The sequence below is a fragment of the Variovorax paradoxus NBRC 15149 genome, from assembly GCF_001591365.1.
Taxonomy (GTDB): Bacteria; Pseudomonadota; Gammaproteobacteria; order Burkholderiales; family Burkholderiaceae_C; genus Variovorax; species Variovorax paradoxus.
In genome coordinates this window covers 189,381-207,876 of sequence record NZ_BCUT01000007.1, presented here as the reverse complement: position 1 = coordinate 207,876, position 18,496 = coordinate 189,381, and the positions used below count along the sequence as shown (strand labels likewise).

At 66.9% G+C, this 18,496-nt stretch carries 18 protein-coding genes; 11 read left to right on the top strand and 7 right to left on the bottom strand.

All coding sequences use genetic code 11. The annotated features are described in order from the left end of the window. Positions 1–10 precede the first annotated feature (10 nt). Positions 11–1,081 (top strand): L-idonate 5-dehydrogenase, encoded by a 1,071-nt coding sequence (locus VPA02S_RS26580; RefSeq protein ID WP_012748438.1) that lies wholly within the window; start codon positions 11–13, stop codon positions 1,079–1,081. A gap of 18 nt (positions 1,082–1,099) precedes the next feature. Here VPA02S_RS26580 and VPA02S_RS26575 read toward each other — a convergent pair whose 3' ends face one another. Continuing rightward, on the bottom strand, positions 1,100–2,110 hold the full coding sequence (locus VPA02S_RS26575; protein ID WP_062366636.1) for a LacI family DNA-binding transcriptional regulator: 1,011 nt from the start codon (positions 2,108–2,110) through the stop codon (positions 1,100–1,102). A 231-nt stretch (positions 2,111–2,341) separates the two neighbouring features. On the opposite strand from VPA02S_RS26575, the gene VPA02S_RS26570 reads away from it, so the two are divergent. From VPA02S_RS26570 to VPA02S_RS26530, 9 genes are read left to right on the top strand one after another with little or no spacing between them, the layout of a single operon-like run. After that, a complete protein-coding gene (locus VPA02S_RS26570) occupies positions 2,342–3,265 on the top strand; it encodes an SMP-30/gluconolactonase/LRE family protein (RefSeq protein ID WP_018905571.1) in 924 nt (307 codons plus the stop codon). Next, the gene (locus VPA02S_RS26565) at positions 3,262–4,779 is read left to right on the top strand and encodes a sugar ABC transporter ATP-binding protein (RefSeq protein ID WP_062366635.1); all 1,518 of its coding nucleotides are present in this window, start codon (positions 3,262–3,264) and stop codon (positions 4,777–4,779) included. The genes VPA02S_RS26570 and VPA02S_RS26565 overlap by 4 nt, the downstream gene beginning before the upstream one ends. Next, complete coding sequence (locus VPA02S_RS26560) at positions 4,776–5,867, top strand: ABC transporter permease (RefSeq protein WP_018905569.1); 1,092 nt, start codon at positions 4,776–4,778, stop codon at positions 5,865–5,867. The genes VPA02S_RS26565 and VPA02S_RS26560 overlap by 4 nt, the downstream gene beginning before the upstream one ends. A 28-nt stretch (positions 5,868–5,895) precedes the next feature. Continuing rightward, positions 5,896–7,017 (top strand): ABC transporter substrate-binding protein, encoded by a 1,122-nt coding sequence (locus tag VPA02S_RS26555; RefSeq protein WP_062366633.1) that lies wholly within the window; start codon positions 5,896–5,898, stop codon positions 7,015–7,017. Between the two features lie 3 nt (positions 7,018–7,020). Further along, positions 7,021–7,731: a cytochrome b family protein gene (locus VPA02S_RS26550; protein ID WP_244883764.1), complete on the top strand. Its 711-nt coding sequence runs from the start codon at positions 7,021–7,023 to the stop codon at positions 7,729–7,731. A gap of 26 nt (positions 7,732–7,757) precedes the next feature. Continuing rightward, complete coding sequence (locus tag VPA02S_RS26545; protein WP_018905566.1) at positions 7,758–8,852, top strand: ABC transporter ATP-binding protein; 1,095 nt, start codon at positions 7,758–7,760, stop codon at positions 8,850–8,852. Positions 8,853–8,884: 32 nt separating this feature from the next. After that, positions 8,885–10,216 carry an extracellular solute-binding protein gene (locus VPA02S_RS26540; protein ID WP_062366631.1) on the top strand — a complete coding sequence of 444 codons (1,332 nt, stop codon included), beginning with the start codon at positions 8,885–8,887 and terminating at the stop codon, positions 10,214–10,216. A gap of 19 nt (positions 10,217–10,235) precedes the next feature. Beyond that, positions 10,236–11,111, top strand: a complete 876-nt coding sequence (locus VPA02S_RS26535; protein ID WP_062366623.1) for a carbohydrate ABC transporter permease — start codon at positions 10,236–10,238, stop codon at positions 11,109–11,111. After that, the gene (locus VPA02S_RS26530; RefSeq protein ID WP_062366621.1) at positions 11,108–11,932 is read left to right on the top strand and encodes a carbohydrate ABC transporter permease; all 825 of its coding nucleotides are present in this window, start codon (positions 11,108–11,110) and stop codon (positions 11,930–11,932) included. Before VPA02S_RS26535 ends, VPA02S_RS26530 begins: the two co-directional genes overlap by 4 nt. Positions 11,933–12,003: 71 nt before the next feature. On the opposite strand, the gene VPA02S_RS26525 is transcribed toward VPA02S_RS26530, so the two are convergent. From VPA02S_RS26525 to VPA02S_RS32320, 6 genes are all read right to left on the bottom strand, one after another. Then, entirely contained in the window at positions 12,004–13,227 is a 1,224-nt protein-coding gene (locus VPA02S_RS26525) for an ROK family transcriptional regulator (RefSeq protein WP_012748449.1), read from the bottom strand. Then, on the bottom strand, positions 13,220–14,017 hold the full coding sequence (locus VPA02S_RS26520) for an ATP-binding cassette domain-containing protein (RefSeq protein WP_012748450.1): 798 nt from the start codon (positions 14,015–14,017) through the stop codon (positions 13,220–13,222). Before VPA02S_RS26520 ends, VPA02S_RS26525 begins: the two co-directional genes overlap by 8 nt. Continuing rightward, complete coding sequence (locus VPA02S_RS26515) at positions 14,017–14,976, bottom strand: ABC transporter permease (protein WP_012748451.1); 960 nt, start codon at positions 14,974–14,976, stop codon at positions 14,017–14,019. Before VPA02S_RS26515 ends, VPA02S_RS26520 begins: the two co-directional genes overlap by 1 nt. A gap of 16 nt (positions 14,977–14,992) precedes the next feature. Then, positions 14,993–15,997, bottom strand: a complete 1,005-nt coding sequence (locus VPA02S_RS26510) for a sugar ABC transporter substrate-binding protein (protein ID WP_062366619.1) — start codon at positions 15,995–15,997, stop codon at positions 14,993–14,995. A gap of 194 nt (positions 15,998–16,191) precedes the next feature. Further along, on the bottom strand, positions 16,192–16,695 hold the full coding sequence (locus tag VPA02S_RS26505) for a pentapeptide repeat-containing protein (protein ID WP_062366617.1): 504 nt from the start codon (positions 16,693–16,695) through the stop codon (positions 16,192–16,194). A gap of 6 nt (positions 16,696–16,701) precedes the next feature. Beyond that, positions 16,702–16,833, bottom strand: a complete 132-nt coding sequence (locus VPA02S_RS32320; protein WP_259347623.1) for a hypothetical protein — start codon at positions 16,831–16,833, stop codon at positions 16,702–16,704. 244 nt (positions 16,834–17,077) lie between these two features. On the opposite strand from VPA02S_RS32320, the gene VPA02S_RS26500 reads away from it, so the two are divergent. Next, positions 17,078–18,436, top strand: coding sequence for a hypothetical protein (locus VPA02S_RS26500; RefSeq protein WP_155736633.1), 1,359 nt, complete (start codon positions 17,078–17,080; stop codon positions 18,434–18,436). Positions 18,437–18,496: the final 60 nt, after the last annotated feature.

The window sequence follows — 18,496 nt, the reverse complement described above, 5'->3', positions numbered from 1 at the left end:
GAGAAATTCCATGCGTATGCGTTGTATGTGCCTCGTGATCCATGCCCCCGACGACCTGCGGCTGGAGGAACAGGACGCGGGCGAGATCGGCCCGGGCCAGGTGCTGGTGAAGGTCGGCATGGGCGGCATCTGCGGCTCCGACCTGCACTACTTCCACAACGGCGGCTTCGGCACCGTGCGCATCAAGGAGCCGATGGTGCTGGGCCACGAGGTGGCCGGCACCGTGGTGGCCACGGCGCCCGGCGTCGACAGCGTGCGCATCGGCGACAAGGTGGCCATCAATCCGAGCCGCCCCTGCGGCGCCTGCAAGTTCTGTCTCGAAGGCCTGCCCAACCAGTGCCTGGAGATGCGCTTCTACGGCAGCGCCATGCGCATGCCGCACGTGCAGGGCGCATTCCGCAACATGCTGCTGTGCGAGGCCACGCAATGCGTGAAGGTGGCGGACCACGTGCCGCTGCGGCTGGCGGCGCTGGCCGAGCCGTTCTCGGTCGGGCTGCATGGCGTCTCGCGCGCAGGGCCGCTGCTGGGCAAGCGCGTGCTGGTGTCGGGCTGCGGGCCCATCGGCGTGCTGGCCATTGCGGCGGCGCGCGTGCACGGCGCGGCCGAGATCGTGGCGACCGACGTGGTCGACGAACCGCTCGCGATTGCACGCGCCATCGGCGCCGACCACGCCATCAACGTCGCGCAGGACAAGGCCTGGGTGTCGCGCTATTCGGCCGACAAGGGCACGTTCGACGTGATGCTCGAATGCTCGGGCAACGAACGCGCGCTGCGCGACGGGCTCGAGGTGATGCGCCCGCGCGGCGTGGTGGTGCAGCTGGGCCTGGGCGGCGACGTGAGCATTCCGCAGAACATGGTGGTGGCCAAGGAGCTCAGCATTTGCGGCTCGTTCCGCTTCCATGCGGAATTCGCGCTGGCGGTGCGGCTCATCAACGAAGGGCGGGTCGACCTGTCGCCGGTGGTGTCGCACACCTTTCCGATGCTGCAGGCGCGCGAGGCTTTCGAGCTGGCGAGCGACCGGAAGCAGGCGATGAAGGTGCTGATCGATTTTGCGGACGCCGGGGAAGCCGCAACCGCCTGAGCCCGCGCGGGAGCGGGCTCAGGAACTCTCGCGCTGGGTGATCTGGAACGGGATCAGCACCGTCTCCGGCGGTGGGCGATGGCCGTCGACGGCACCGTCCATCACGCGCAGCAGCAGCTCGCCGGCCGCCTTGCCCAGGCCCACGCAATCCACCGCCACGGTCGTGATGCGCGGGTGCGAGGCGCGCGCGACCTCGAAGTCGCCGAAGCCCGCGATCGCGATGCGGCCCGGCACCTCCCAGCCGCGGCGCTGGCATTCCATCAAGGCGCCGAACGCCGACAGGTCGGACACGCAGAGCACCGCGTCCACGTCGGGCCACTGGCGGATCAATTGCGCCACCGCTTCGCCGCCCTGCGCCATCGAGATCGGCGGCTGGCCGAAGCTGATCACGCGGCCGTCGGGCAGGCCGAGTTCGCGGATCGCCTGCGCGTAGCCGCGCTGCCGGTCGGCCCCGCGCGTGTCGCGGTTCGAGGTGCCGCCGATGAAGGCGATGCGCCGGTAGCCCTGGCCGTGCAGGTGCCGCACCATCGCGCCGGCCGCCTCCGCATTGGAGAAGCCGACCGTGTGCTCGATGGGCGTGGCGGGCAGGTCCCAGGTCTCGACCACCGGCACGCCCGCCGCTTGCAGCATGGCGCGCGCGGCGGGAGTGTGCGAGCCGCCGGTGAGGATCACGCCTTCGGGCCGGCGCGCGAGCATGGCGCGCAGCAGGCGCTCCTCGTTCTCCACGCGGTAGTCGGTATAGCCGAGCAGCACCTGCAGGCCGCGCGCTTCGACGGCCGCGGTGATGCCCTGCGCGGTTTCGGAAAAATTGGAGTTGTTGAGCGACGGGATCAACACCGCAATGAAGCCCGAGCGCTTGCTCGAGAAGGTGCGCGCGGTCTGGTCGATCACATAGCCCATCTCCTCGCAGGCCTGCAGGATGCGCTGGCGCAGCGCCTCGGAGGTCGCGCGGTCGCTGCCCGCGCTGCGGTTGAGCGCGCGCGACACCGTCATCTTCGAGACGCCGACGCGCGCGGCCACGTCGGCCATTGTTGCCGGGCGGGACGGGGGGGCGGGGGCTTTGGTCGGGGGCAAGTGCTCTCTCTGGAATGGGCTTGAGGATATGCGAGGGATTCGATGGATACCGATAACGAAAATTTCGCATCCGGACCGGATCTTCCGATGTCCGGCATGGTGGAAATTCTAGAGTGACGCCAGACCGCACTCCTGTTCGGGAAAAGCCTAGGTTACCGGTATCACACTCGATGCCAGACTTCGGCCATGACCATCGAAGTCTTCGACGCCCGTTTCGCATCCGTGGTCCATGGCGCCCCGCCGCTCGAACGCCTGTGCACCGGGGCGGCATGGAGCGAAGGCCCGGTGTGGATGCGCGAAGACGGCGCGGTGCTCTGGAGCGACATTCCCAACAACCGCATGCTGCGCTGGCACGCCGACACCGGCATGAGCGTGTGGCGCGAAGGCGTGGAGTTCACCAACGGCCACACGCGCGAGGCCGATGGCGCCCTGCTCCATTGCTCGCACGGCCGGCGTGCCATCGTGCGCACCCGCTTCGGCCCGGGCTTCGTGCCGCTGGCCGACGAGGTCGTGGTCGACCGCTACCAGGGCCGGCGCCTCAACTCTCCGAACGACGTGGTCGTGAAGCGCGACGGCAGCATCTGGTTCACCGATCCGCCCTACGGCATCGTCTCGGACCATGAAGGCCACAAGGCCGAGAGCGAACTGGGCTGCAACCATGTCTTTCGCTTCGACCCCGCCACCGGTGCGCTGCGTGCGGTGAGCGACTTCATCGAAGAGCCGAACGGCCTGGCCTTCTCGCCCGACGAAAGCATCCTTTATGTGAGCGACACCTCGGCCGCATTGCGCACCGACGGCTCGGGCCACCACCACATCGTCGCCTTCGACGTGATCGGCGGACAGGACCTCGCCAACCCACGCGTGTTCGCCGTGGTGAACCCGGGGCTCTCCGATGGCTTTCGCATCGACGTGAACGGGTTCCTCTACACGAGCAGCGCCGACAGCGTGCAGGTCTACCACCCCGACGGCACGCGCATGGCGCGCATCGCCGTGCCGGAAAAGGTGGGCAACCTCACGTTCGGCGGCAGCGACGGCAACGCGCTCTACGTGTGCGCCTCCACTTCGCTCTATCGCATCCGCCTCCACACACGCGGAGCGACCTGCCCATGAACGCGCCCCTCCTGCAATTCCAGTCCCTCTGCAAACGCTTCGGCGGCACGCAGGCCGTGGACCACGTGACGCTCGATGTGCGCGCCGGCGAAATCCTCGCGCTGCTCGGCGAGAACGGCGCGGGCAAATCCACGCTCATCAAGCTGCTCGCAGGCATCTATCCCGCGGACCAGGGCGAGATTCTTTTCGACGGCCAGCCGCAAGCCGCCTGGCGTCGCGCCGACCGCCGCGAGCAACCCGTCGCCTTCATTCACCAGGACCTGGGCCTTGTCGAATGGATGACCGTGGCGGAGAACGTGTGCCTCGGCACCGGCTACCCGCGCCGCTTCGGGCTCATCGACTGGTCCGCCGCGAACGACACCGCACGCCGCGTGATGGCGCGCGTGGGCTGCGACATCGATCCCGGCCGCCGCGTGTTCTCGCTCACGCGGGCCGAGAAATCGTTGCTCGCCATCGGCCGTGCGCTCGAAGTCAAGGCGCGCCTGCTGGTGCTCGACGAGCCCTCGGCCAGCCTGCCGATGAGCGACGTCGAGCGCATGTTCGGCGTGCTGCGCGAACTGCGCCGGCAGGGCATGGCGATGCTCTACGTGTCGCACCGGCTCGACGAAGTGATGGCCATCTCCGACCGCGCAGCCGTGATGCGCGACGGCAAGCTGGTGGCGGTGAAGACCACGGCGCACACCAACGAAGGCGAGCTGGTCGGCCTGATCGTCGGCAAGGCACTCTCGGCCTCGGTGCCCAAGGCGAGCGTTCCGGCAGCAAGCGTGCCGGTGCTGCAGCTGGACGGCGCGGCCAGCGGCAATGCCGGCCCGCTGAGCCTCTCTGTGCACCGCGGCGAAGTGCTGGGCCTCGTCGGCCTGCGCGGCGCGGGGCACGAGGCCATCAGCCGCGCGATCTTCGGGCGCGAGCCCTTGTCGGCCGGCCGCATGCGGCTGCTCGGCAAGGAATGCGATTTCACCTGCCCCGCCGATGCCATTCGCGCGGGGGTGGCCTATGTCGCCGGCGAACGCCTTGAAGAAAACCTCGCCGGCTCGATGACGGTGCTGGAGAACCTGTTCCCCAACGCCGCGCTGCATGGCGATCGCGGCCTGGCCTTCGACCGTCCCCGTCGCGAGAACGACAGCGCGCTCGCATTGATCCGCCGCTTCGACATCAATCCGCCCGCGCCGTCGGCCGAGGTGCAGCAGCTCTCGGGCGGCAACCAGCAGAAGGTGGTGCTGGCGCGCTGGTTCCACCTGGACAAGCCGCTCGTGGTGCTCGAGGAGCCCACGGCCGGCGTCGATGTCGGCGCCAAGCGGCAGATCTATGGCGTGCTGCGCGAGCGCGCGGAGGCCGGCACCGCGCTGGTGGTGGTCTCCACCGACTTCGAGGAAATCGCGACCGTGTGCACCCGCGTGCTCGTCTTCCGCGACGGGCTGATCGCCGCCAAATTGACGGGCGATGCAATCACGGTGGAAAAACTTTTGGCATTGGCAGCAGGCGCCGCCGTGGCGCACGAGGAAATTTCCGCATGAGCAGTTCGATCAAATCCACCGCCCTGGAGCCCGACAAGTCGCTCGACGGCGAGGCCGTTTCCTTCGCGCAGCGCATCGGCCGCGCAATGCCGGTCTATGGCCTCGTGGCGCTGATGGCGGGCCTCGCCCTGCTGTTCTCGCTGCTGCTGCCCGACACCTTTCCAACGCTGTTCAACCTGCGCGCGATCCTGGCTGACAAGTCGGTGATCGCGCTGCTGGCGCTCGCCGCGACCATCCCGATGATCACCGGCAAGATCGACCTCACGGTGGGCTACGGCATCGTGCTGTGGCACATCCTCGCGATCAGCCTGCAGACGCAGTTCGGCTTGCCGTGGCCGGCCGCGGTGCTCATCGTGTTGCTGTGCGCGGCCTTGTTCGGCGTGCTCAACGGCCTCCTGGTCGAGCTTGCGCAGATCGACTCCTTCATTGCCACGCTGGGCACCGGCACCGTGATCTATGCGGTCGCGATGTGGCACAGCGGCGGACGCCAGGTGGTGGGCGACCTGCCCGAGGGCTTCGTCGGCATCGCGGGCGGCAGCCTGCTGGGCCTGCCCGTCGGCGCGTTCTACGTGCTCGCGGTGAGCGTCACGCTCTGGGTCGTTACCGAGTTCACGCCGCTGGGGCGCGCGCTGTACGTGATCGGCGCCAACCCGAAGGCGGCGCAGCTCAACGGCATCGCGGTGCGCAAGCATGTGATGGGTGCCTTCGTCGCATCGGGCCTGCTCTCGGGCTTTGCGGGCGTGCTGCTCGCCTCGCGCCTGCAGATCGGCCAGGCCAGCGTGGGGCTGGAGTTTTTGCTGCCTGCGCTGGTCGGCGCCTTCCTGGGCTCCACCACCATCCGGCCCGGACGGGTGAACGTGTGGGGCACGCTGGTGGGCGTGGCGATCCTGGCGATCGGCATCTCGGGCATCCAGCAGTTCGGCGGTGCCTTCTATGTCGAGCCGCTCTTCAACGGACTCACGCTGCTGGTGTCCATCGGCATCGCGGGCTGGGCGCAGCAGCGGCGCAACCGCTCGATCAAGCGGCGCATCGCCGAGCGCCAGCTCGACCATGCGCAACAACCGGTTCCCTCAACGCCGTCGAAGTGACGGTTCACCGCAACGACTGGAGACAAGCATGAAGAAGAAGAGTGTGGTTCCCGCGCGCACCGTCGCCGCCGCCGTGCTGGCGCTGTGCGCCGCCGCGCTGGCGCCCAAGGCGATGGCCGACGACTTCCTGGATGCCGCGAAGAAGAAGGTCGAGATCGCCACCATGACCAAGGAGAAGTGGGACGGCCCCACCACCGGCCCCAAGGCCGCCGCGGGCAAGACCATCGTCTTCGTCGCGGGCGACATGAAGAACGGCGGCATCGTGGGCGTGAGCAAGGGCGTGGAGGAAGCGGCGCGCGCCATCGGCTGGACGGTGCGCGTCATCGACGGCCAGGGCACGGTCAGCGGGCGCACCGCGGCACTCAACCAGGCGCTGGCCGTGAAGCCCGCGGGCATCGTGGTCGGCGGCTTCGACACCACCGAGCAGAAGGCGGCGTTCTCGGGCGCGGCCAAGTCGGGCATTCCGCTGGTCGGCTGGCATTCGGGCGAGCAGCCGGGCCCGAACGACAAGGCCGGCCTCTTCGCCAACGTGACCACCGTGACCGACGACGTGGCCGACGTCGCCGCCTCGTGGGTGGTGGCCGATTCGGGCGGCAAGGCGGGCGTGGTGATCTTCACCGATTCGCAGTACGCGATTGCGCTCTACAAGGCGCGCGCGATGGAGGCGGTCATCAAGAAGTGCGGCGGCTGCACCGTGCTGAGCTTCGAGGACAGCCCGATCTCCGAAAGCTCGACCCGCATGCCGCAGCTCACCACCTCGCTGCTGCAGCGCTTTGGCGACAAGTGGACGCACTCGCTCGCCATCAACGACCTGTACTTCGACTTCATGGGCCCCTCGCTCACCGCGGCGGGCAAGAAGGGCGACGGATCGCCCAAGGCGGTGTCGGCCGGCGACGGCTCCGAGGCCGCCTACCAGCGCATCCGCACGCAGCGCTACCAGGCCGGCACGGTGCCCGAACCGCTCAACATGCAGGGCTGGCAGATCGTCGACGAGCTCAACCGCGCCTTCGCCAAGGAGAAGTGGTCGGGCTACGTGCCCAAGGTGCACCTGGTGACGGCGGGCAACGTGGGCAAGGACGGCGGGCCGAAGAATGTGTTCGATCCGGACAACGGCTATCGGACGCAGTACAAGGCTGTGTGGGGCAAGTAGGCCGTGCCGCCGCTCGACTGGCTCATGGCACCGTTGAGTGGTGCGACAACCCACGAGATCGCATCCTGGACCGCTTGGCACGCACGTCTCATGGTGCTGGGATGGGGCCTGTTGCTGCCTCTGGGGGCACTGGTGGCCCGCTTCTGCAAGGTCATGCCGTCGCAGGGATGGCCGCACCGGCTCGACAACCCCTTCTGGTGGCGTGCGCACCGCGTGCTGCAATGGAGCGGCGTGTTGGCGATGACGGTAGGCGCGCTGCTCGCGTGGCGCGGTGCCCAGGGGGCTGGGGGTAGCGGGCTCGTGCGCCTCCATGCGGCGGCGGGTTGGGCGCTGTGCCTGGCCGGGTGGGCGCAGGTGGCCGGTGGTTTTCTGCGCGGCAGCAAGGGCGGCCCGACCGATCACCGGCTTCGCGGCGACCACTACGACATGACGCCGTGGCGGCTGGCCTTCGAGCGCATCCACAAAACAGTCGGCTGGCTCGCGGTGGCCGTGGCCGTCGGCGTCATCGCGCTCGGGCTGGTGGTGGCCGATGCGCCGCGCTGGATGCTCCTGGTACTGGGCTTCTGGTGGATAGCCCTGGGGGTTGCATTCTCGGCACTGCAACGGCGGGGGCGCTGCATCGACACCTACCAGGCGATCTGGGGCCCCGACCCCATGCACCCTGGCAATCGAATACCACCGGTCGGCTGGGGCGTGCGTCGGCCCTTTCATTGAATCGAAATAAAAAAGGGAGTGTGTTCATGGCAGGTCTGGAATTGAGCAACGTCGCCAAGCGGTTCGGCGATGTCACCGTCGTGCAGCAGCTCGACCTTGCGGTGCATGAAGGCGAGTTCGTCGTGCTGCTGGGCGAGTCGGGCTGCGGCAAGAGCACCACGCTGCGCATGGTGGCGGGCCTGGAGAGCGTGAGCGAAGGGCAGATTCGTATCGGTGGGCGAGACGTGACCGCACTGCCTCCGATGTCGCGCGACATCGCGATGGTGTTCCAGAACTATGCGCTGTACCCGCACATGGACGTGGCGCAGAACATGAGCTTTGCGCTCAGCCTCGCAGGCCGGCCCGCAGCGGAGATCCGCGCCAAGGTGGCGGTCGCGGCCAAGGTGTTGAACATCGAGCACCTGCTCAACCGCCGGCCGAAGGAGCTGTCGGGCGGGCAGCGCCAGCGCGTGGCCATCGGCCGCGCCATCGTGCGCGAGCCCAAGGTGTTCCTGTTCGACGAGCCGCTGTCGAACCTCGATGCCAAGCTGCGCGGCCACATGCGCGCCGAGTTGGCACTGCTGCACGAGCGCCTGGCAAAGACCACCGTGTATGTCACGCACGACCAGGTGGAGGCGATGACGCTGGCCGACCGGATCGTCATCTTCGACAAGGGGCGCATCCAGCAGGTCGGCACGCCGGCGGAGGTTTTCAACCGGCCGGCGACGCTGTTCGTCGCGGCATTCATCGGCATGCCGGGCATGAACCTGCTGCCGGTGCGCTTCGCCGACCGGCCAGCGGGCCACGGCACGTTGTGCGGCGAAGGCTTCGAGCTGCCCGCGCCCGCCTGGCTGCGTGAAAAAGTGAGCTCGGCGGACCAGGCACTCACGCTCGGCATCCGACCGCAGGCCCTGCACGTGGCCAACGGCTACGCACCGCTGAACGTCAAGGTCGACATCGTCGAGTACCTCGGTACCGAGAGCCAGGTCGTCGGTCACCTGGCGTCGCCGGGTGGCGCGCGCATTACAGCCACGGTGCAGGGCGATGCGCATGGACTGCTGCACGGTCCGCTGGGGCTGAACGCCCACGTTGAAGACATGCACCTGTTCGACACGGCCAGCGGCCAATCGCTGCGGCCCTGACGGTTTTCGCTTTTTTCCCAAGGAGAGGTTCCATGCAACGCAGAGACATCATCAAGCGCACCGCAATCACCGTGTTCGGCGCCGGCCTTCCATTCAGTGGCGCGCTCGCGCAGAACCGCTACGCCAAGTACGCGGGCCAGACAGTCACCCTCAACGTGCCTTCGCATCCGCACTACGACGCAATGGCGAAGATACTGCCCGAGTTCACGCGAGAGACCGGCATCAAGGTCGAGATCGACAAGCTCGCGATGGCACGCCTCAAGGACAAGCAACTGCTCGAAATGGCCAAGCCCCAGGGCGACTACGACCTGGTGAGCTACGTCGTCATGTGGAAGGGCGAGTACGCAGCCAAGAACCTGGTACGCCCGCTGGAGCCTTACCTGTCGGACGCGGCGCTCGCCGATCCGGCCTATGACATCAAGGACATCATTCCGATCTACCTGGAGAACCTCGGCCTCGTCGGCGGTCCCAAGGGCTATCTGCCCGGCGCAGGCGCCAAGCTCTATGGCCTGCCGTACGGCGCCGAGACCTCGGTGCTGGCCTACCGCCGCGACATCTTCGCCAAGCACAACCTGCAGCCGCCCGAGAACTACGAGCAGTTCGGCAAGCTGCTGCGCCTGATCAAGGACAAGGAAGGCATGGGCGCGCTGGCCTCGCGCGGACAGGCCGGCCACCAGTGCGTGCATGCCTGGCTGCTGCACCTGAACCCGATGGGCGGTGCGATCTTCGACGCCAGATGGGAGCCGCGCTTCAACGATTCGGTAGGCGTGGCCGCGCTGAAGTTCCTGCAGGAAGTGGTCGCCACCGGCCCGGCGGGCATTGCGGGCTATGGGCAGGGCGAGAGCAACACGGCCTTCCTGCAGGGGCAGGCCTCGATGTACCTCGACTCGACACTGCTGGCCGGCTTGGTCAACGACCCCGCCAAGAGCCGCGTCGCAGGCAAAGTGAGCTGGGCGCTGCATCCTGCGGGGACGCGGCGTTCGTCGCAATCGGGCGGGCTGGGCCTTGCGATTCCGAAGAACGCGAAGAACGCCGATGCCGGTTTCCTGCTGATGCAGTGGCTGACTTCGAAGGCGCAGGACAAGGCGGTCGCGCGCGCGGGCGGCGTGCCGATCCGCAATTCGACGATGGCCGATGCCGACCTGGTGCGCCAGTACCCCGAGTACATCGTCTTTCGCGAAGCGCTGAAGTATTCCAATCCCGACTGGCGCCCGATCATCGCGGCCTGGGACAAGATCAACGTGCAGGCGCTTGGCGTGGGCATTTCCGAAGCACTGATCGGCAAGAAGACAGCCGAGGCCGCGCTCAACGAGCTGGTGCCGACGGTGAAGAAGATCATGCGCGAATCCGGCTACACGGTCTGACGCCACGGCACGATCCCCGATGCGCAGACCCGCCTGGCTTCCTGTCTTCTACGTCGGCCCCGCCGTGCTCGTCATGGCGGCCGCTTGCCTCTATCCGGTCGTCTCGGCCATCCAGCTCGGCTTCTTCGACTGGGGCCTGGGCACGCCCTGGTCTGGCGCGCGCTGGGCCGGCCTGGACAACTTCGTCTCGGCCTTCTCCAACCCACGCGTGTGGTCGTCGCTGTGGACCACGCTGATGTTCGCGGCCGTGTGCGTGAGCGCCGAGATGGTGCTGGGCATTGCGCTGGCCCTGGCGCTGGAGCACCCGGTGCGCGGGACAGCCTTGTTTCGCACGCTGTTCATCCTGCCGATGATGATCGCGCCCATTGCCGTGGGGCTCGCGTGGCGCTACATCTTCGATGCGCAGTTCGGCCTGCTCAACGCGTTGCTGGGCATATTCGGCGTGGCGCCGATGGGCTGGCTGGCCGACCCGACGCTGGCCTTCATTGCCATCGTCATTGCCGACGTCTGGCAGTGGACGCCCTTCGTCTTCATCATGATGGTGGCGGCACTGGCGAACGTCGACGGCGCGGTCATCGAGGCCTCGCGCATCGACGGCGCGCGCTGGTGGCAGATGACCTTCAAGGTCAAGCTGCCGATGGTGATGAACGTCATTGCCATCACGCTGGTGATGCGGCTCATCGACGCCTTCCGCGTGCTGGAGGTGATCTACGTGTTGACCTTCGGCGGGCCGGGCGACAGCACCGAGATACTGTCGCTGCACATCTACAAGACCGCGTTTGTGGGACAGCAGCTCGGCGTGGCGGCTGCGGTGTCCGTTCTGCTGCTGGTCGTGGTGGCGGCACTGTCGTGGGCCGCACTACGGTTGTCCAACCCGCTGAAGGAGTCGGCATGAAGCGGCCTTTGCTCCTGGTGGTGGCGCACTACGCGATGCTTGTTGCGCTGGGCCTGCTGTGCGTGGCGCCCATTGCGCTGATCTTCACGACCAGCCTGCGCCAACAGGTGCATATCTTCGCGGAGCCGCTGAATTTCATCTTCATGCCCACGCTGGAGAACTACCGCGCGGTGCTCACTGAAGACAACCTGGGGCGCTATCTGGGCAACAGTCTGTTCGTCGGCGTGATCGCCACAACCATTACCCTGGTGCTGGGCTGCATGGCCGCCTATGGGCTGGCGCGCTTTCGCTTTCCGGGCCGTTCGGCGGTGGGCTACACCACTTTGCTGCTGCGTACGGTGCCTCTGGCCGTGCTCGCGATTCCGGTGTTCATGATCTGGAGCCAATGGCAACTGGTGAACAGCCTGTGGGGACTGATCCTGCTGTACGTCGCGGTGAATCTACCGTTCACCATCTGGCTGCTCTATGGCTTCGTACTGCAGGTGCCGGTCGAACTGGAGGAGGCCGCGGCGATCGACGGCTGTGGGCCGGTGCGGGTGTTCACCAAAGTGCTGCTGCCGCTGATGGGGCCGGGTCTCGCGGCGGCGTCCATCTTCACCTTCCGCATCGCGTGGAACGAATTCATCCTCGCGCTGGTGCTGACTGACCGGCAGACACGCACGCTGCCAGTGGCTGCGTCGCTGTTCATCACCGACATGGGCGTGGATTGGGGCAAGGTGATGGCAATGGGCAGCCTGATCGCCATCCCGCCTCTGATCTTCACCTTCGTAGCAGCGCGGCAGATCATCACGGGGATGACCGCGGGGGCGGTAAAAGGCTGAACTTTCGCCCAAAGAAGGGGGCGGCCCGCCAAGGCGTGCATGAGGTACGTTGCGACGGCAGCAACGGCTTCTCAACCAGCCTTGAGGAACACGTCATGGTCGGGCGCGAAGTTGGCGTGCAGCGGCAGCATCGCCCCGCCGAGCGCACAGGCCTGCGCCCCCACCCTGCCCCCGTGCAACTGCGGCGGCCACAGGCCCTCCCAGTTGCATTGCGCGAGCGCGGCGCGCGTCTGTTCCAGAAGGGCCTGGAGCAATGCGCGCGACATGGAACCGTCCATCACCACGTCGGCCAGATCGAGCACTGCGGTGCCGCTGACGATGGCGTGCGCCAATGCCAGCGATGCGGAGCCGAGCCATGACTGCGTTGCAGCGGCAAACGGGGGCTGCAACGCGCGGTCGTCGTAGGCCGCGGCGGGATCGAGCCCTTCGCCTTGCAGGCGCTGCTCCAGCTCCCACAGCGAGGCCTCGGCCATCACCTGCGGCGGCAGCGCGCCATCGGCTCGCACCGACTGCATCGGCAACGAAGCCAACGCGCCCGCGTTGCTGTGCGCGCCGGTGTGCAGGTGCGAGTTGATGACCAGCCCGCCGCCCACGAAGGTGTCGACGAAGATGTAGAGAAAGCTCTTCAGGTCATGGCCGCGCCCGCCTACCAGCTCGGCCACGCAGGCCGCCACGGTGTCGCGCGCAAAGCTCACGGGCACCTCGGTGCGCGCGCGCACCTCGGCCGCCAGGTCCATCTGGTTCCAGAGGTCGGCCTGCGCCTTCGACAGCCCCAGCGTGCGGTGCCAGCCGCCCAGCTGGAACGGCGCGGCCAGCCCCGCGCCCACGTTGCGCACGGCCAGCGGCCCGAGGCCCTCGCGCAGCCGGTGGATGTGCTGCGCGATGGCGGGCAGCAGCTCGTCCGCATCGGGAAAGTCGTAGCTGATCGCATGCCGCTCGCGCACCTTCGCGGTGAAGTCGATCAGCAGCCATTCGGCGCCGCGCCGGCCCACCTTGATGCCGATGGCAAAGGCCCCGTCGGGGTTGAGCGCGAGCGGCACCGAAGGCTGCCCGATGCGGCCGCGCACGCGCCCCTGCTTGACGATGAGCCCGTCTTCCTCGAGCCGCGCGGTGATGAGTCCGATGGTCTGCGCGCTCAGCCCGGTGAGCCGCGCGAGGTCGGCCTTGGGCAGGCTGGTGTGGACGCGCAGCGCCTGCAGCACCGTGCGCTCGTTGAACTGGCGCATGCCGACCTGGTTGGACCCGCGGGGCCGCAGCAGGTCGGGCGAGCGCGCAGGGGCTTCTGCATCAGGCATGCGCCTCCGCGGGCAGCTGGTCGGCGGTCATGGCGCCGGTCATCACGGCCACCGTGTCGCTCATGCTGATGTTCTTGGGGTTGAGCACCGCCGCGCGCCTGCCCAGGCGCGCCACGTGGATGCGGTCGGCCACCTCGAACACATGCGGCATGTTGTGGCTGATGAGCACCACCGGCAGGCCGCGGTCGCGCACGCGGCGGATCAGCTCGAGCACCATGTTGCCCTCCTTCACGCCAAGCGCGGCGGTGGGCTCGTCCATGATGACCACGTGCCGCGCGAAGGCTGCGCTGCGCGCCACCGCCACGCACTGACGCTGGCCGCCCGAGAGCGTTTCCACCGCCTGCGTCATCGACTGGATGCCGACCTTCAGGTCCGCCATGCGGGCCGCGCTTTCGTGCAGCATCTTCTTCTTGTCGAGCATGCGCAGCATGTTGCCCAGGAAGCCCGGGCGGCGCAGCTCGCGGCCGAGAAAGAGGTTCTCGTAGATGGTCATGGCGGGCGCCACGGCCAGGTCCTGGTAGACCGTCTCGATGCCCGCGCGCCGCGCATCGAGCGGGTTGCGGAAGTGCACCGGCGAGCCGTCGAGCAGGATCTCGCCCTCGTCCGGCACGATGGCGCCCGACAGCGCCTTGATCAGCGACGACTTGCCCGCGCCGTTGTCGCCGATCACCGCGAGGATTTCTCCTTCGCGCAGCTCGAAGTCGACACCGTCGAGCGCCGTGACCTGGCCATAGCGCTTCACCAGGCCCCGGGCCTGCATCACGATCTTGGGGTTTGCGACGGCGTTCATCAGCGGGCTCCCCGGCGCGACAGCTGGTCTGCCGCCACCGCCAAAATCACGAGCACGCCCGTCACCAGCACCTGGTAGATCGAGGACACGCCCATCAGCGTGAGCCCGTTGCGGAACACGCCCACGATCAGCACGCCGATCAGCGAGCCCAGCACCACGCCGCGGCCGCCGAACAGGCTGGTGCCGCCGAGCACCACCGCCGTGATGGCGTCGAGGTTCTCGGTCTGCCCCGCGTTGGGGTCGCCCACGCCGGTGCGCGCCACCGACAGCAGCGAGGCAATGCCGTAGAGCGCCCCCGCCGCCACGTACACGCCCAGCAGCACGCGCTGCGTGGGAATGCCGACCAGGCGCGTGGCTTCTGCGTTGTTGCCCACCGCGTAGATATGCCGCCCCGCGGCCGTCTCGCGCAGCACGAACCACGCGAGCGCATAGAGCACCAGCATCAGCACCGCGCCCCAGGCCACCGCGGCGCCGCCGACGGCGAAGGTGGTGCCCAGGCCCGTGAGGCCGGCGGGCAGATCGGTGACGGTCTGCGAGGACGAATACAGCTGCGTGATCGCGAAGGCGATGTTCAGCGTGCCCAAAGTCACGATGAAGGGCGGCAGCTTGATGCGCGTGACCAAGAGGCCGTTGACCAGGCCGAACAGCGTGGTCACGCCGATGCCGCACAGAATGGCCACCGGCACCGGCAGCCCGAGCTCGGTCGCGAACTTGCTCATGATGATGCCGCCCAGCGCCATCACCATGCCGCACGACAGGTCGATGCCCGCCGTGAGAATGATCAGCGTCTGGCCGATGGCGATCACGCCGACCACCATCACCTGCTGCAGGATCAGCGAGAGGTTGTCCCCCGTCAGGAAACGGTCGGACTGCGTCGCAAAGAAGATGCATGCGCCAAGCAGAGCCAGCCACGGCCCCAGGGCGCCCCACGGGATGTGGTGCTTCGGAGATTTCGCCATCAAAACGCTCCGATGCTTACTTCTTGCCCCAGCACAGCTCGGCACCGGTCTTGGTGTCCTTGCTGTCGACGCCCGCGACGCTCTTGCCGGCGATCAGGGTCACGCCCGTGTCGACGTAGCCCGAGGCCTTCTTGCCCGTCTTGGCAAACTCCACGCCCGCCGCCACGCCCATGGCGGCCATCTTGAGCGGGTATTGCTGCGAGGTGGCGGCAATGATGCCGGCGCTGGTGTCCTTGATGCCCTGGCAGCCGCCGTCCACCGAGACGATCAGCACGCCCTTCTCCTTGCCCGCGCGCTTGAGCGCGTTGTAGGCACCGGCCGCGGCGGGCTCGTTGATGGTGTAGACCAGGTTCACCTCGGGCGCCTTCTGCAGGCAGTTTTCCATTGCGGTCTGCGCCTTGGCCTGGTCGCCGAAGCTGTCGGCCATGCAGACGATCTCGGGCGCCTTCGACAGCTCGTTCGACTTGGCGTCGTTGGCCGGCAGGCCGAAGCCCTTCATGAAGCCGTTGTGCCGCTGCGCGCCCACCGGGTGGCCCGGCAGCAGGTCGAGCGCGACGATCTTGGCGGGCTTGCCGGCCATCGCGGCCTTGGCGTATTCGCCGATCAGCACGCCGGCCGTGTAGTTGTTGGTGGCAAAGAGTGCATCGGTCGCATCCGGCGGATCGGCCGGGCTGTCGAGCGCGATCACCATCACGCCCTTGTCGCGCGCCTTCTTGATCGCCGGCACGATGGCCTTGGCATCGCTCGGTGTGATCAGGATGGTCTTGGCGCCCGCGGCAATCATGTTTTCCATGGCGGTGATCTGGCCCGCGTTGTCGCCGTCGGCCTTGCCCGAGCCAGAGAGCAGCTTGGCGCCGAGCTTCTTGGCCTCTTCCTGCGCGCCCTCCTTCATCTTGACGAAGAAGGGGTTGGTCTCGGTCTTGGTGACCAGGCCGATGACGGGCTGGTCGGCGGCGAAGGCGGCGGACGATGCAGCCAGGGACATGGCCGCCATGGCCAGGATGGAGCGGGAGCTGAACATGGTTTGTCTCCGTACGTTCGTTGGCGGGCGGCACGCGCCCGCAGGGCTGGATAACCGGCCGCGTGCCCTCTGTGCAAGGGAGCGGCGGCCGGACGCAGGGAGACTATCGATGAGGGGAGCGACTAAATCAAGTGGTTTTAGTTATCGAAAACCCGGGGTTGCGGGGCTCGGCCGCGTCTCCCGTTTCCTGCCCTTCACCGGCTGTTGTTGAGCAAGGCGCCCTCGAATTCGAGCTGCTCGAAATAGCTGTTCGTGAAGTCGACCTGCTCGCCGCGCAGGTTCCTGGCGTGCACGTCCGTTCCCTTGCATTCCAGCACCTGCACGTTCCGCCAGTCGCTGCCGTCGAAGTTCATGCCGTTCCAGGTGCACTGGACAAAGCGGCAGCCGCGAAGCGAGCTCTGGCTGAATTGCGCCTGGTCGAAGGCGCAGCGCGTGAACACGCAATCCACCATGGCAATGTGCTCGAAATTGCAGCGCGTGAAGCTGCAGCCGTCGAACTGGCAGGCGGTCCAGCCGGCGTGCCGGAAGACCGTGTCCGTGAAGCTGCTGCCCGCGAAGGACGACGAGGCGAATTGCGCCGTCTCCAGGTCGAGCCCGGCGTAGGCATTGGCATCGCTCTGGCCGGCCAGCCCAGCGGGCGCGCCGCCGAGGCCTTTGCGCCATTTGTCGTGGTCGAGGATGATTTGTTGGGCGGTCATGGTTTTTTATTTGCCCGGATTCTTGTATTGAGCGGCGATCCCGCAATTTGCGCAAACGCGCGCCGACGGCTTGGCGCCTCGCGCTTCAACAGCCAGCAAATCAGGAAATAAGATTTTTGTTTTCAATTTGAGCTTCATGCCCGCCTCCTTGTGTGCAATTATTTTAAGTATCGATTTATGGCAAGCGGCAATACGAAGACCCATCCAATTGCCGGCAAAGTCGACACCGCCTGCGCACCTCGGAGACGCGGATGAGACATCGTTCGGGATATCCCGAATGCCTATAAATTCTTACATTTCTCTGTATTCATTTACGATCTGACAGTCGAGGGGCCTGTCTTCCGATGGGTGGCGACATCAATCAAAAAATGGAATAAATGTAATGAAATGGTTTTATTTTTCCGCCGCGGCCGCTTTGGTCGGGGTGTTGGGGGGATGTGGAGGAGGTGGTGGTGGCGGCGGGGGCGGCGGATTGCCGTTTCCGATCCTGCCCGCGGCCACCTTGGGCGTGACGGTTCAGGTCAATGGCAGTTCCGCGACGGCCAATGGGGACGGCAAGTACTCCATCAAGCCGGGTGACGTGATCACGGTGACCCCGAACCTTGGCTCGGACTGGACCAGCAGTTCCGACCCTGCCGGTTCCGTGAGCCTGCGCAATGCGGATATTTCCAGCACCAAGTGGTCTGCGCAGATCGCGAACAACACCAATGCGGCCAGCATGTTTACTGTCAGCGCGAAGGCGACGGCCAATGCAGCCCTGACCAAGGACACGGTCTTCAATGTTGCCGCAGGCGATGCCCGGAACCTGTCTTACAAGGTGTACGCGACGAACGGCAGCCAGCAGACGCTCGCGCTCAATTTCGACACGATGTCGTACGTGATGACCGACGAGACCGGCCTTGCCGTGTCGGACTCGTTCAGCGCCGATGCTGCGCAGACCGGAACCTATGTCTTCAAGAGTTCGCGCAATACCGCGGCGACGAACAACAGCCGTTTCCGGCTGATCACCGACGCCGTGGTGGGCTCGTTCCCGTTCCAGGTTGCACAGGTCCCGGGCAGCTACGCTGTCCAGCCGTTCATCGGGTCCCGCGCCATCGTGACGACCCAGAGTGCGCTCGACGGGATCTACATCCGCTTCGGCATCAATATGCGGCCGGGCGTGATCGACTCGCAGATCCGCCAGGTTCAAGTGACGGGAGGCGGTACATCGCTGCTCATGTGCAATGAGGTTGGCATCACCTCCATTGCAGCCTGCCCACCTGCCTCGATCGCAACCTACGCCATTTCGGCGGGTTCGTCCGCCGGGTCGTGGAGCACCGTGAACGTGGCCAATGCGAGCGACAAGGGTGCTCTGGCGGTCATCATGGTGGACGGAAAGAAGGTCTACGTCGCGGCGGGCATCAACTCCGTTGCGCCGAACGACTCCATCTTCCGCATCGGCCTTGTCGATTCGTCGACGTGGCTCAACACCACGGCGCGCGGTGGAGACAACAATGGCACCTGGGGCACTCTCGGCTTCGATGCGACGACGTATACCGCAGCGCTGACCAAGCCTGATGGCACCGTCTCCAACGTCAGCTATGGCCTCAGTGCGGCGAGCGCATCCATCCCAGCGATGAAACTCATCAATAGTGGAGGCACCGACCGCTATTTCGCGATGCAGGACGGCACGCTGTCGGTCGTCGTGGGTGCGCGCACCAACCCGGTCACCGGCTACCTCCAGATCGGCCTGGTGCCCTGATTGCACGGCGCCGGCATAGGCCGGTGCCGTTCACATCACGCACGCCGCGTCGTGCCGCAA

Bases quoted from the DNA above. Each gene is read 5' to 3' on its own strand.
- VPA02S_RS26505 (WP_062366617.1), bottom strand. From the start codon at position 16,695: ATGACCGCCCAACAAATCATCCTCGACCACGACAAATGGCGCAAAGGC.
- VPA02S_RS26500 (WP_155736633.1), top strand. From the start codon at position 17,078: ATGAAATGGTTTTATTTTTCCGCCGCGGCCGCTTTGGTCGGGGTGTTG.
- VPA02S_RS26510 (WP_062366619.1), bottom strand. From the start codon at position 15,997: ATGTTCAGCTCCCGCTCCATCCTGGCCATGGCGGCCATGTCCCTGGCT.
- VPA02S_RS26555 (WP_062366633.1), top strand. From the start codon at position 5,896: ATGAAGAAGAAGAGTGTGGTTCCCGCGCGCACCGTCGCCGCCGCCGTG.
- VPA02S_RS26525 (WP_012748449.1), bottom strand. From the start codon at position 13,227: ATGCCTGATGCAGAAGCCCCTGCGCGCTCGCCCGACCTGCTGCGGCCC.
- VPA02S_RS32320 (WP_259347623.1), bottom strand. From the start codon at position 16,833: ATGAAGCTCAAATTGAAAACAAAAATCTTATTTCCTGATTTGCTGGCT.
- VPA02S_RS26565 (WP_062366635.1), top strand. From the start codon at position 3,262: ATGAACGCGCCCCTCCTGCAATTCCAGTCCCTCTGCAAACGCTTCGGC.
- VPA02S_RS26540 (WP_062366631.1), top strand. From the start codon at position 8,885: ATGCAACGCAGAGACATCATCAAGCGCACCGCAATCACCGTGTTCGGC.
- VPA02S_RS26560 (WP_018905569.1), top strand. From the start codon at position 4,776: ATGAGCAGTTCGATCAAATCCACCGCCCTGGAGCCCGACAAGTCGCTC.
- VPA02S_RS26520 (WP_012748450.1), bottom strand. From the start codon at position 14,017: ATGAACGCCGTCGCAAACCCCAAGATCGTGATGCAGGCCCGGGGCCTG.
- VPA02S_RS26545 (WP_018905566.1), top strand. From the start codon at position 7,758: ATGGCAGGTCTGGAATTGAGCAACGTCGCCAAGCGGTTCGGCGATGTC.
- VPA02S_RS26535 (WP_062366623.1), top strand. From the start codon at position 10,236: ATGCGCAGACCCGCCTGGCTTCCTGTCTTCTACGTCGGCCCCGCCGTG.
- VPA02S_RS26580 (WP_012748438.1), top strand. From the start codon at position 11: ATGCGTATGCGTTGTATGTGCCTCGTGATCCATGCCCCCGACGACCTG.
- VPA02S_RS26570 (WP_018905571.1), top strand. From the start codon at position 2,342: ATGACCATCGAAGTCTTCGACGCCCGTTTCGCATCCGTGGTCCATGGC.
- VPA02S_RS26515 (WP_012748451.1), bottom strand. From the start codon at position 14,976: ATGGCGAAATCTCCGAAGCACCACATCCCGTGGGGCGCCCTGGGGCCG.
- VPA02S_RS26575 (WP_062366636.1), bottom strand. From the start codon at position 2,110: ATGGCCGACGTGGCCGCGCGCGTCGGCGTCTCGAAGATGACGGTGTCG.
- VPA02S_RS26530 (WP_062366621.1), top strand. From the start codon at position 11,108: ATGAAGCGGCCTTTGCTCCTGGTGGTGGCGCACTACGCGATGCTTGTT.